Genomic DNA, 12,990 nt, shown 5'->3' with positions numbered 1-12,990 from the left:
GTTATGGATAGTAATAACATACTAAGTAAAATGAGTTCAATGAGGTTAGATGGGATGTATAGCCTCTACAAAAACATGGTAGGATCAGGACAGTGTGATGCTATAACTAATGAAGAATTCTTGACGATGTTAATTAACGCTGAATGGGACAACAGAGAGAATAACAGGGTAGAGAGGGCCTTAAAAGAGGCTAAGTTCAGGTACCAGGCAGCTATTGAAAATATAAGATATGACGATGATAGAGGATTGGATAAGTCACAAATAATCAGATTGTCAGACTGCTCTTACATTACACAAGCGAAGAATATATTAATAACCGGCTTTACAGGAACAGGGAAAAGTTATCTTGCATCTGCCTTTGGACATCAAGCTTGTTATAACGGATATAAGGTGATGTATCATAATGCTCAAAAACTCTTCGCAAAACTTAAAAATGCTAAAGCAGATGATACTTACTGCAAGTTAATAGCCAAGATCGCAAAGCAGGACCTACTGATTATAGATGATTTTGGACTACACATACTGGATGACATTGACCGACTTATACTGCTTGAAATAATGGAAGACAGATACGGAATAAAATCAACTATAATCAGCTCTCAGCTACCGGTAAAAGTGTGGTATGATATAATAGGAGAAAGCACTATTGCTGATGCAATTATGGATAGACTGGTAAATGGAGCTTTTAGAATAGAAATAAAATCAAAGAAATCTCTTCGAGAATAAATAACATTAAAAATTTTTATGCACTTTTGCTATGAAAGCGAGAAAACTGTAACTGGCCCCATATGCTCCAGAATAGTGGCCCTATATCACCGGAATAGTCAAATAGTCTGAACCAGCTCATTAAATCCTTTGATAATGGTGTTTTTTATTGACCCCATTGAGCCACTCTCGTCAAGAATAATTAAGTTGTGAACCTGATGCTTGTTTTCCATAATTGATATTTTTATAAAGTTGTCGATAATTTTTAACAAAGATCAGTTAATGGATTGACAAGTTTTGACAAAATAGATAACCTTGTGGAAAGTAATCTAAAGTGGAGCAAAAAATGGTTTTTTCTGGCTATTATAATATTAAAATCCTATCGTTTTTAGATCGCCATTTTTTTGAAGTAATTCAGTGGAACAGATTTCTACAATTTTATCAATTGGCAGGGGTAAATCCTGAATTGCCTCCTCTATTGAGATCTTTCGTATGATATTATCTATATGACCTCCTGAAAAGGGGAATTTTGATGCTAACATATTGCAATCGCTAATTGAAAGGTCGGTTTTTTTATTCTTCCAGATCTTTATTCTTATCTCCTGATTTGGTTTCGGAAAATGAATCTTATATAGAAATCGTCTGTCAAATGCTTTATCAAAATTCTGAAGTAGGTTAGTCGTGGCAATTAATATCCCCTTAAAATTTTCAAGCTCCTCCAGGATAATTTTCTGGATTGTATTTTCTGTATGTTGTGTACTAGAAAAAGAGATGTCTAATCTTTTAGAAATAAGAGCGTCGGCTTCGTTAATCAATAGGATGGGCGTTCTGACACTCTCATTCATAAAGTTTTTGTAGTCTTTGAAAATCTGCTTGACTATTTTCTCACTCTCTCCATACCACATCGATTTGGTCTGACTTATATCAACCTTTAAAATCTCTCTGTCGGTTTCTCGGGCAATCTGCATAACCGACTCTGTTTTCCCGGTTCCGGGACTTCCATAAAATATCGCCGTTATACATTCCGGCAGGTTCATTGCCTCAAAGTTTTTAGCCAGATTTTCATAGCGATTATGACTTAGCAAATCTCTAAATGTATTAAGTTGGCTAATCGCTTTATCATTAAATATTAGTTGTTTAAATCTAATTTGTGAAGGGGTGATTATTTTCCTTGACGATTTTGGTCTTCTGTTAAATATGACGCCATAGCTTTTTGCCAGGATAATCGTTGCTTCACTCAATTTTAAATGAATATCAGATGAAAACAATCCTTCTCCTGTCTCTAAGAGCCCTTTCTTAATCAGCTCATGGCTGCCGTCAATGAGCCTTTGCATTACTCTTATCCTTTCTGATGCTTTGCTGTATATTGAATAAAGTACAATTCCTGCATCCGGCTCAAGATTTTCGTCAAGAATAGCCCATATAACATACAAAAAAATCAGATTGTTCTCATCTTTCAACTTCATATCAAGAATTGCATTTATGAATGGAATATCCAAGTTCTCATTCATGATATCCAATACTGCTGCCGATAATAAGTTGGATCCGCCAAAAATGCTCTCTCTGTTATCTATTGTCTTAAATATCTTCTCCAGTAATGAATAGAGGTCACGCTCCTTTAAAGTCTCTTTACAGAAAGGCTTATTATCCAGTATATCTGCCACTACTTTGCGGTTAACCATATATCTTACTCCGAAAGGATCTTCGTCACCACCCGAAAAATTTTTTCTTACAATTCCCTTAGTGCAAAGTGATTCAAGTTCACTTTTAAATAAAAGGATATTTGTTGGCTGATTGGAAAAGTGCTCAGTGAGGTTTACAAAGGAAATTTTTGTTTCACTGAGATTTAAAACAAAAAGAATCGCAAAAATAAATGACTCTCTTTCTGTGGTACTAAAATAGTTTGATATCGTTGAAAGACTTTTTTTAACAGAGTTAAAAGGCTGGTCGTCTGAAATAATCCTGCGAGACTCCCGGAAAATAATATCAATATTCTTTAGTAACAATTTTGAATCTACACTCTGCATTTGCTTTTTTATTTCAAAGCTAAATGAGATGTGCGTCAATTCGTGTCGCTGTATCTTGAAATAGAACTTTGCAGGGAGTGTACAACTTGGTCAATCAATGATTGTGGTTGAATAACTTTTACATGTTTGCCATATGAGAGAACCTCTACAACCAAGTCAAAGGTTACACAAAGGTTAAGTGATACTATCAGCTCATCCTCCCTGTCCAGAAGAATCTTCTGGCTACTGTGAAGGGGCATTGATTTTATATACTTACTGGCTACTCTGTCGAAAGAGAGAATAATCTCTTCAGGTTTATTCTCATCAGGAATTATAATCCCGAATGAGTATCTGAAGTGTTGTTCGTGACTGAAGTCCTCCGGATAGAGAAATTTCTGCTTAATGATTTCAAGATCTTCGAGCCGGTCAAGGCCATAGGTTCTGACATTTCCATTCATTTGATCTTTTCCTATCAGATACCATCTGTTTTTGAACTCTTTAAGCGCATAAGGCTCGACTCTTCTTGTGAACGCTCCTGAATCTGTGAATCTCTCGTATGTAAAACTTATTACAAGGCTATTCTTTATAGAATGAATCAGCCCGTACAGGTTTTCTGTTCCTTTAGGGCGTCTGTTGTCAAACTGAATATATTCAGATAGAGTATTGCCTAATTTCAGTGCGTTTAGAGTATCGAAAGTCTCCAGCATCTTTTCGCTCAGCCCGGAGTGATCGTCGTATTTGATGCAATATGCTCTTATAGAATTATCATATACGATTTCAATATTGTACAAGGATGAGATGTCCTGACAGTCCCGCTGAAAGGTACGCTTTGAGATATTGAAGTTGTAGCCATTTAGCTCTGATTCCTTTTCAAGTATCTCTGAAACCTCGGAGAATGAAGCCGGGCGCTTTCTTAAAATAGATACTATAAGTACTTGTCTTTGTAGTGTCTCTCGTCTGGACATAATTAATTCTTTAATGTAAATCTATACTATTTTTTTGGCTTTTTCCGAATTTCATCTATCAGAAATTCAATAAATTCTACAATATCCCGAACAACTACTTTCAGCAAATACAAGACTATAATCAAAACCAATAAGCAAAAAGTAAGAAATGAAAACATTTTTTATTTCAAATTTATCCTACTGGTAGGACAAAAGGTGTCGCACGGGTGACTTTATTTTTGGTGATTAATGATTCGGGATTGGAAATGGTGGATAAAAGTGTATTGGTAATAATAAAAAAATAGTTAACTTGATGACATTCTTACAAATGCTATATTTTATTTTAGAAAGAATTTTGATCGTTAAAACAATAAGATTTTATAAGAAATATATTATTCAATAAATATGTACATATCTCCAATTTTTGGAAAGATATATCCAATAAACATGAATCTATAAAATCGTTAGCCCCAATTTTACAAACCGACACACAGCACAATGATATATGAAAAATGAGATTCTTCAAATATTAGAAAAAGCAGATAAATCTGACACAAATATTCCACCAACTTTATTGTATAATGAGGGCTGGATTCTTAGGATTATTTTGCAGCAAATCAAAGAAAAAAGGATAATTCATCAGGATTTATTATTCCCTGATAATGTAGATTGGTTTTCAGAAGCGTTATTGCCTTCACCATTTTTAGCAAGAACACGAGGAGATAATCTTTCAGAGTCTTGGACTCATGCCGATGGTGTTGTTGGTAAATTTGAAATTGGCAAAAAAGACACAGGAGACTTGATTCTAAAAGATTCTTGCGATTTCTTTTATGTGACTGAGGCTAAAATGTATAGTAAATTGTCGACAGGAACTAAAAATGCTGATAATTATAATCAAGCTGCACGAAATGTTGCCTGTATTGCCAAACTGATTTATGATAATAAAACAATACAGATTGATAATTTTAAAAAGTTAGCTTTTTATGTATTACTTCCAGAAGAACAGATTGTTATGGAGCCGACTTTTAAAAGCTTTACGGATAAGGATAATATTAAAACTACAATAAAAAATAGGATTTCGCATTATCCGACAGATGATGATAAAAAGAGAGATATTTTTGATTGGATAAATTCTAATCTTGATAATTTTATTGATAAACTTGATGTCAAATTGATAACGTGGGAAGAATTGGTTGAAAAATCACAGGATTCTACTATCGTTGATTTTTATGATAAATGTAAATATTACAACAAAAAAATAATAAAAAACTGGGGCTAACACAGGCTCATAAGCAATTGGGGTTTAAGTGGTTGGTCGTGCGTCGCTCTCGCTTGCAAGCTTTCTGCTCGGTTGATAAGGAAGCGTCCACGAAGTCCCCAACTGCTTATAGCCTCGTCCGTTGTGCACAAGCGTAGAAAGACAGAGCCACAGTGAAAAATTTGCTGCATAAAGACTGTAATGGTCTAAAAATTTTGGACAGGAATTAATAAACAATTAAATTTCTGTCATTATGAAAAGATCACGACGCAAATTCACAGCCGAATTCAAAGCCCGGGTAGTTTTGGAGGCTATTAAAGAACACAAATCTCTTAGCGAGCTGGCAGAACAGTTTGAATTACACCCCAATCTGATTTCCATTTGGAAAAGAGAGTTTCTGGAAAATGCAGCAAGTGTTTTCAGCAAAGGGAATGAGGACAAAAAGACTATTCAAGACGCCGAAAAGGAAAAGGAAGAACTTTTCAAACAAATAGGTCAGTTAAAGGTAGAAAACGATTGGCTCAAAAAAAAAGTACTATGATTCCTATGGATCAGCGGAAGAATCTGATTGAAAAAGAGAGCGCGGAGCTTTCTCTTTGCAAACAATGTGAGTTGCTCAACATCAGCAGAAGCTCTCTTTATTATACGCCATCCGTTGCGAGTTCTTTAGAGCTTGAAATTCTAAAGAATATATCAATTTCCTTAAAGACCAAGATATACAAATATCTATGGACGGAAAAGGAAGAGCAACAGACAATTAATTCGTTGAGAGGTTTTTCAGGACTATCAAATATGATAAAATATATTTAGAACTCCCTGAGAATGGTACAGATTTGCAAAGGTGCTGCAGCGAGTTTGTAAATTTTTACAATAATTTGAGAGAGCATTCAAGCCTGGATTACACAACGCCGGCAAAAATATTCAACAAAGCGGCATAACTCCTAGTTTAAAATTTATATACTTGTCAAAGAACTACTTACGCGAATAAATTAAAAATTCAATAAAAAACTGTCTGAAAAACTAGACCATCTCACAACTAAATCTACAATTTTGAATATTTCTAATTACCATTCATTCTTCTGCAATAATTTTTACTATTGTGATTAACAAAATTGTTAATCATTATTTACAGGAGCATCAAATCTTGAAGCTGTTAATTTCTTGTTTGATTTGTTTAATTCATATGGTCCAGCACCACAATCAAAATACAAATTTCCATTTTCCAATAATTTAAATGTAGGTAATTGGAATTTGTAGAAATCTTGTGGATTTCCTTTGGCAGTAATTACATCATTTTCGAAAGAACCCCAATATTCTATACCGGATTCTGCATCAGCTCCATAACACTCTCTAATCCGTATTTGATTATCGATTATTTTTATTTCAACTATGGGATATAAATCAACAGTCCAAGTTCCAACAAACTTATTTAATTTACTTTGGGGTGTGCTATTTGTCATAGAAGTTTCATCGTAATGGCTATTATTAAATGGACTATTAAATGGATTATTTACACTATTATAAATAATCGGAGCTATCGCTACTGTAAAAGCAACAATTAAAATCAAGCTACTCTTTAGAATCAAATTCTTCCTTTTATTATTTGGTTCCAATTGGTTGGATTTTAACCAAAGAGGGCTTATTAAAAGCCAAGTGCAGAATCCAATTGCAGCAGCATTGATATATACAAAAGCACTTATCCAATAAGGACTTTTAACTACATTTTCTACGAAAAGTAATGAGAGCCATCCATTAGTCACATCAATTATCAAATACGCTCCTCCAACTAACGCAAGAGATGCAAACAAAGTCTTTTTATTCATGAAGACAAAAGTTAAAATGGCAAATATTAATGCTGAATTTAACATTGCTACAGGGATCACAACATTTATAGCAAGCCAAATAACTACAAAGACTGCTAAGCAAATTCCAACTATCCAGGCAATTATTTTTATAATAGCATCAGAAGAAGATGAGCTATCACTGTTTGATTCGTTTGATATTCTTCTGCGCTCCGATTGCTCCTTTTCAAATTGTATTCGTTTTCGTTCTTCTTCCTCTTCCCTTTCTTCTTTTTCTTGTTCATATTCAAAATCCTCGATATCTTTCCAGATATAAGTAAGTGCTTTTTCTTGGGCCTTTTCCTTTGTTGGTCCCCAACATGTTACTTTTAATTCTGTGATACTATCTTCAATCGTACAATACCATCCATGCTCATCGCTTCCAGTTATTGTATCCAGACCTTTCTCTACTGCCTTAGCAAGGCCACCTGTAATAATAGTTTCTAAGGCGCCTACACCACCTTCTGAGAAACTGATTTCAAATCTTTCATCCATAAAAGTTTTTATTTGATTTTTTGTTGAGTTAAGTGTATTATTTTAAAATAGACACTATATTTTCGTAAGGTATATACAGATTGATTAAAGATTTTGGCCAAATTCTTAAACCCCTCAAACAGCATTAATTTTGCTTTTAAGACACAAGATCAGCTACTCAACAAAATCTAGAACAACGAACCAAATTTAGAATATTTATTCTAAATATCAACGGCCTGAAGAACATAATATTAGAGAATATCTCAAAACTATATACTTAAGGCTGGCTGAAATTGTTAGGTATAAACATAATTCTATTGATTACCTTAAGATTATCTTGAAAGACAGGATCGGAAAATATGAATTTGCATCTTAAATTTTTGACCTCAAGGGATGGTCTATATAGCCAGTAAATAAGATTATTCAATAAATTACTTTTCTTTAATTGCGGACGTGGTGCGGACGTGGATTAAAAAGAGAAAAACCAAAAAACTGTATTTCAGTATTTTGGTTTTTATATTGGTGCCCAGAACAAGACTCGAACTTGCACACCGTTGCCGGCACTACCCCCTCAAAGTAGCGTGTCTACCAATTTCACCATCTGGGCTTTTTTGGGAGCACAAAGATAATACGCTTTTCGAGAATTTAAAAGAGATTCAGAAAAAAATCTTAACTTTACATAAATCTTAATGTAAAAGGCATGAACGACAACTTTAAGAAACAGATAGAAAACATGGAGGACCTCGTTGAGATAGGCAATTTGATCTCAGAGAGTACAGAACTGCGTGAGAGAATTGCCAAATATGCCAAAAAACCTGTTGATTCTCAATTTGAAAAGGAGGGACATCCTATCCAGATGAATTTTGTAAAAAAGAGTGATACCATATATCTTCTTGGCGATTATAAAAAGCATATTAAAGACAAAAGCTCTATTCTGGAGATTCTTTATGATGCCATTTCTCAGAACCTTGTTACCAGTGCTCACTCACTTGAAAAATCAGGTCTTTTCTGCGGACTTATTGAAGCCTGCAGTATTAAGAAACTTGGTTTTGACATTACAGGTGATGCAGAGATAAGCGACAAAGATTTTCTGTTCAAAGATAAAAACTCGGCAATTCTAGTGAGTGTATCAGCAGATAAAGAGGGCCAGTTTGTTGATTTTTTCTTTAACAACTCCATACCCCTTACTTTACTGGGACATGTTACCAAAGGAGAGCTAAGAATGGATGACACTTCATTTGGATATATCTCTGATTTCATTAACTAACCATGTCCGGGGATATCAGCAAGGAGCGGAATAAAATATCCGCAATGTTTAATGGCATTGCCGGCAGCTATGACCTTCTTAACCACCTGCTTTCATTGGGAATAGACAAGTACTGGCGAAGAGTATTAATAAGCCACTCAATGAAAAAAGGGCCTGCAAAGGCTTTGGATATTGCCACTGGAACAGGTGACATAGCAATTGCCCTTTACAAAGCAGGGGTAGAAACTACAGCAATTGACATTGCAGATCAGATGGTAGAAATTGCTAAAGAGAAATGCAGAAAACTTAAAGAGAGCAATATCTCCAAACCAATTTTTTTTATAGCATCTGCTGATGATATTCCATTTGAAGAAAAAAGTTTTCAATTGGTTACAATTGGATTTGGTATAAGAAATTTTGAAAACAGGAAGAGAGCGCTCAAAGAGATTTTCAGAGTACTTCAAAATGGAGGAGAGCTCTCAATACTTGAGTTTGCTTCACCCAAAAACAAAATATGGGGAGCCTTGTACAGGTTCTATTTTCATAACATCCTCCCTTTAATAGGTAAGCTTGTATCAAAAGATATGGAGGCATATACCTATCTACCCCAATCGGTAAGCCAATTCCCTCAGTATATTGCATTTTGCAAAGAACTTGAGGAGGTAGGTTTTATTAACACCTCATTTAGACCCTTGACAGGAGGTGTATCTGTTTTGTACACAGCAAGCAAACTATAAATTATATGACCTACTGGGAGGTAATATCAATTATTCTCTATTTTGTATATTTTATTCTGGCAATTTATGCCTCATTTATAATAATGTACAAGAAACTAGATCCGGTAAAATCACTCTCCTGGATTGTGGTTATACTTATGTTGCCATATATTGGTCTAATACTATATCTTTTCTTTGGTCAAAATTTCAGAAAAACAAAGATATATAACAGGAAAGGGGTAAGAGACGAACGATTCAGAAGGCTTGGAAGTTACAAGCAACTGAAAGAGTTTAGGAAGAACCCGGATCTTCTCCCTTCAGAACTTAACAGATACAGAAAACTAATCAACTTGAATTTAAGAGGGAACAAAAGTCTTCTTGGTGTAAATTCAGAAATTGAACTCTTTTTCTCCGGGAAAGAGGCATTAGACTCAATGTATCAGGCTATTTCAAATGCTACTCAACACATACACTTTCAGTCATATATAATTGAAGATGATATTATTGGAAATAGATTTAAAAATCTGTTAATTGAAAAAGCATCGCAAGGTGTAGAGGTAAGAGTTATTTATGACGATGTAGGTTGCTGGAACCTTCCGGTTTCATTTAAAAATGAGTTTACAGATAAAGGAATTGAATTTCTTGCCTTCGCAACAGTCAGATGGTTCCTCTCCCCTCTCTCAAAACTCAACTACAGAAACCACAGAAAAATTCTTGTAGTAGATGGCAAAACAGGTTACCTGGGTGGAGTTAATATTGCAGACAGATACTACAATGGCGGAAATTTTGAGGAGTGGAGAGATACTCACATGAGAATTGCCGGGGAGTCTGTAGCTGCATTACAATCCAGTTTTTTGCTGGACAGATACTTTATCATTAATCAGCAATTCAGAAGAAAGAAGAAGTATTATCCTCAGTTAAGCCTTCCTGACATAAGAATTGACGGAACAAACTCAACCTATTACTCTCAAATAATTACATCAGGCCCTGACAGTGACTGGGCGAGCATTATGCAATGCTATTTTGCAGCTATTTCCAAAGCGACGCACCATATTTATCTGATTACGCCATACTTTACCCCAAGTGAATCCCTGTTAAATGCACTTAAAATTGCAGCACTTGGCGGAATTGAGGTTTGTCTCATGCTGCCGGAAAAGAGTGATTCAACAATTACTCACTGGTGTACACTTTCTTACGCAGCAGAGATGATGGACGCCGGTGTTAAAGTTTACCTCTTTTCAAAAGGTTTTAACCACTCGAAGGTTATAAGCATCGATGGTGAATTTTGTATAATTGGATCTGCCAATTTTGACAACAGATCAATGGAGCATAACTTTGAAATAACAAGCATAATTTACAACAAAGAGATAGCCATTAAACTGGAGGAGCAGTTTATAAAAGATATTGATAAATGTATATCCCTTGCCGGATCCAAATGGGCGAAGAGGAGTATAAAAAATCAGGTAAAGGAGTCATTTGCAAGGCTTTTTAGCCCACTGCTTTAGAATCAAATGAAAAGAATTATCCTTCCGGCAATAATTTGGATTATAATTACTCAAAGCCTCTTGGGACAAGAGGTTACTAAAGGCAAAATTCATCCAGATAGAGTTGATTCATCAAGCATATCAATAAAAGAAGTAATAATTCCTGCCCCATTTATTATTGCCGGAATTTCATTGTACGGCAAATCTGGTGAACGTTTTCAACAACTCCGTCAGAGCTTTACACCTAATTTTAAAACCACAGCAGATAACTATCTTAGATTTGCCCCCTCACTTCTACTATACTCTCTTAAAATTTCAGGTGTAGAGAGCAGAAGTACCTGGGGAAGGTTGCTTGCAACAAATGCATTATCTGCAATAATTGTAACAGGAAGCGTTAATGCGATTAAAAGAGTTGTTAAAGAGCCCAGACCGGATGGCAGTGAGTCCGACGCATTTCCCAGCGGCCATACTGCTATTGCCTTTATGGGTGCTCATATGGTTCACAAAGAATTTGGTCACAAATCTCCTTGGTACACAGTTGCTGCCTATTCAGCAGCATCTGCAACGGCCGTTTTGAGAGTATTGAACAATAAGCACTATGTTCATGATGTGATAATGGGAGCCGGTATGGGCATTCTTTCAACTGAACTGGGATATATGTTTGGGGGCCTTATTTATAGAGATAGAGGGCTGTTGAATAATGAGTCAGCAGGGATAATAAAAGATGTCTCCAATAGCGGATATTCATTTACAGGAATAGGCCTGGAATATCAAAGAATACTAAATAAAATTTCTATTGATGGGAGCCGTTACTATCCTGCAACAGGTACCGGAATTTCCCTTGAAAGCATATATTATATCCCGTCACTTAAAATTAAATCTTCCAATTTTGGAATCCATCTCTCCGGGAATTCAGGAACAACAATTGGCAAAAAAAATAATCTAAGTGGCTCTGATATAAATATAAAAACATTATCTCTCTCCTTAGGACCTGCTCTCTCCTTAAAAGTTGGTAATATTATGCGCTTTGGAGTAACTGCAGAAGCAGGCTACTCAAGATTATCGCTGGTTGATATTCAATCAAATGAAAAAAACTATAATGGATTTTACACCGGAGCATCCCTATTCTGCGAGAGAGAGATAATTAATGGTATTTTATTAAGAGTCTTTACCAGAAATAGAAACTCTTTTCATCCAAAACCTGCACCAGATCTCAACACTATCTCTGTTGGGGGCAGTATGTCAATCTCTCTTTACTAAACTTTTTAACAGATTAATAGTTAACATTAAGACAACTTTTTCACAATTTATTCTTACCTTGTAAGAAACGATAGTTTGATATAATATGGATGCAAAAAAACTTATAAAATGATGAGAAATAAATTTTTAAAACTATTTCTAATTGCCTTCTCATTTACAATCATCTTCTCCTGCTCCCACAGACTTACAGGAGAGTGGCAGGTTAAGAGATTTGAAAGTGCAAGACCCGGAGAGCCCGGAACATCACTCAGTAACATTGGAACAATCAATTTCAGTAACAATGGTACAGGTGAAAAAAACATAAACTATTTAGTACTTGGTATCCGCAGAGAGGACAAAACACCTTTCAAATGGATATGGGCAGACGATAAATATGTTACTATTGAGAGTGAGGGCTCAGACTTCTCAAAAACTTGGATTATTATTGAAAATCGGAAAAAGAGCCAGAAATGGAAATCAACTGATGGCAATAATTTAGTACAAACACTCGAGTTGATTAAGTAAAAAAAAGACCGGCTAAAAATTTCTTTAGCCGGTCTTTTTATGTGACCCCGACAGGATTCAAACCTGTAACCGTCTGATCCGTAGTCAGATACTCTATTCAGTTGAGCTACGGGGCCAGTATCAGTCTATTTATCAGTATCCTTTGGAACTGAAACATATTTTCTCTCCTTGATACGAGCTTTCTTACCGGTAAGCTCTCTAAGGTAGAATATTCTGGCACGGCGTACCTTACCTCTCTTATTTACCTCTATTGAATCGATGAAAGGTGATGTAACAGGGAAGATTCTCTCAACACCAACACCATTAGACATCTTTCTTACGGTAAAAGTCTCAGTAGTACCTGACCCTCTTCTCTGGATAACAACTCCGCGATAATTCTGAAGTCTCTCCTTGTTCTCTTCTTTGATTTTGTAGGTGACTGTAATAGTATCACCTGCCTTGAAATCAGGCAGTGTCTTTACCTCACCGGCAAATGCTTGTTCTGCAATTTTAATTAAATCCATTGTAAATTCAGTATTTGCGCAACATTGAAGACTCCTGCGTTCACTCAAG

General features: G+C 35.4%; 13 protein-coding genes and 2 tRNA genes. 9 read left to right on the top strand and 6 right to left on the bottom strand.

Annotation, left to right across the window (positions count from 1 at the left end; genetic code table 11):
* The first annotated feature begins 3 nt into the window (after window positions 1-3).
* Complete coding sequence (gene istB, locus U5907_00435; GenBank protein WRQ33131.1) at window positions 4-726, top strand: IS21-like element helper ATPase IstB; 723 nt, start codon at window positions 4-6, stop codon at window positions 724-726.
* Between the two features lie 350 nt (window positions 727-1,076).
* Here istB and U5907_00430 read toward each other — a convergent pair whose 3' ends face one another.
* Both U5907_00430 and U5907_00425 read right to left on the bottom strand, forming a co-directional pair.
* The gene (locus U5907_00430) at window positions 1,077-2,732 is read right to left on the bottom strand and encodes an ATP-binding protein (GenBank protein WRQ33130.1); all 1,656 of its coding nucleotides are present in this window, start codon (window positions 2,730-2,732) and stop codon (window positions 1,077-1,079) included.
* Between the two features lie 35 nt (window positions 2,733-2,767).
* Window positions 2,768-3,676 carry a WYL domain-containing protein gene (locus U5907_00425; protein ID WRQ33129.1) on the bottom strand — a complete coding sequence of 303 codons (909 nt, stop codon included), beginning with the start codon at window positions 3,674-3,676 and terminating at the stop codon, window positions 2,768-2,770.
* A 484-nt stretch (window positions 3,677-4,160) separates the two neighbouring features.
* Here U5907_00425 and U5907_00420 point away from each other — a divergent pair, with 484 nt between their 5' ends.
* The 3 genes from U5907_00420 to U5907_00410 all read left to right on the top strand — a co-directional run bounded on the left by U5907_00420 (window position 4,161) and on the right by U5907_00410 (window position 5,723).
* The gene (locus U5907_00420) at window positions 4,161-4,934 is read left to right on the top strand and encodes a hypothetical protein (GenBank protein WRQ33128.1); all 774 of its coding nucleotides are present in this window, start codon (window positions 4,161-4,163) and stop codon (window positions 4,932-4,934) included.
* Between the two features lie 232 nt (window positions 4,935-5,166).
* Entirely contained in the window at window positions 5,167-5,454 is a 288-nt protein-coding gene (locus U5907_00415) for a transposase (GenBank protein WRQ33127.1), read from the top strand.
* A complete protein-coding gene (locus U5907_00410; GenBank protein WRQ33126.1) occupies window positions 5,451-5,723 on the top strand; it encodes a hypothetical protein in 273 nt (90 codons plus the stop codon). Before U5907_00415 ends, U5907_00410 begins: the two co-directional genes overlap by 4 nt.
* A 305-nt stretch (window positions 5,724-6,028) precedes the next feature.
* Here the strand turns inward: U5907_00410 and U5907_00405 are convergent, their stop codons facing one another.
* The gene (locus U5907_00405; GenBank protein ID WRQ33125.1) at window positions 6,029-7,249 is read right to left on the bottom strand and encodes a hypothetical protein; all 1,221 of its coding nucleotides are present in this window, start codon (window positions 7,247-7,249) and stop codon (window positions 6,029-6,031) included.
* Window positions 7,250-7,748: 499 nt separating this feature from the next.
* A tRNA-Leu gene (locus U5907_00400) sits at window positions 7,749-7,835 on the bottom strand.
* A gap of 93 nt (window positions 7,836-7,928) precedes the next feature.
* On the opposite strand from U5907_00400, the gene U5907_00395 reads away from it, so the two are divergent.
* From U5907_00395 to U5907_00375, 5 genes are all read left to right on the top strand, one after another.
* Window positions 7,929-8,495 (top strand): hypothetical protein, encoded by a 567-nt coding sequence (locus tag U5907_00395; GenBank protein WRQ33124.1) that lies wholly within the window; start codon window positions 7,929-7,931, stop codon window positions 8,493-8,495.
* Window positions 8,496-8,497: 2 nt separating this feature from the next.
* The gene (gene ubiE / locus U5907_00390) at window positions 8,498-9,211 is read left to right on the top strand and encodes a bifunctional demethylmenaquinone methyltransferase/2-methoxy-6-polyprenyl-1,4-benzoquinol methylase UbiE (protein WRQ33123.1); all 714 of its coding nucleotides are present in this window, start codon (window positions 8,498-8,500) and stop codon (window positions 9,209-9,211) included.
* A 5-nt stretch (window positions 9,212-9,216) separates the two neighbouring features.
* Complete coding sequence (gene cls, locus U5907_00385) at window positions 9,217-10,695, top strand: cardiolipin synthase (protein WRQ33122.1); 1,479 nt, start codon at window positions 9,217-9,219, stop codon at window positions 10,693-10,695.
* Between the two features lie 6 nt (window positions 10,696-10,701).
* Entirely contained in the window at window positions 10,702-11,934 is a 1,233-nt protein-coding gene (locus tag U5907_00380; protein ID WRQ33121.1) for a phosphatase PAP2 family protein, read from the top strand.
* Window positions 11,935-12,042: 108 nt separating this feature from the next.
* Complete coding sequence (locus U5907_00375; protein WRQ33120.1) at window positions 12,043-12,438, top strand: hypothetical protein; 396 nt, start codon at window positions 12,043-12,045, stop codon at window positions 12,436-12,438.
* Between the two features lie 42 nt (window positions 12,439-12,480).
* Here U5907_00375 and U5907_00370 read toward each other — a convergent pair.
* Window positions 12,481-12,554, bottom strand: a tRNA-Arg gene (locus tag U5907_00370).
* A 9-nt stretch (window positions 12,555-12,563) separates the two neighbouring features.
* Window positions 12,564-12,941 (bottom strand): 50S ribosomal protein L19, encoded by a 378-nt coding sequence (gene rplS / locus U5907_00365; protein ID WRQ33119.1) that lies wholly within the window; start codon window positions 12,939-12,941, stop codon window positions 12,564-12,566.
* Between the last annotated feature and the right edge of the window lie 49 nt (window positions 12,942-12,990).

This window comes from Bacteroidales bacterium MB20-C3-3 (assembly GCA_035609245.1).
GTDB lineage: Bacteria > Bacteroidota > Bacteroidia > Bacteroidales > UBA932 > Bact-08.
The sequence above is the reverse complement of the archived record's forward strand: the minus strand, read 5'-3'. Positions and strand labels throughout refer to the sequence as shown.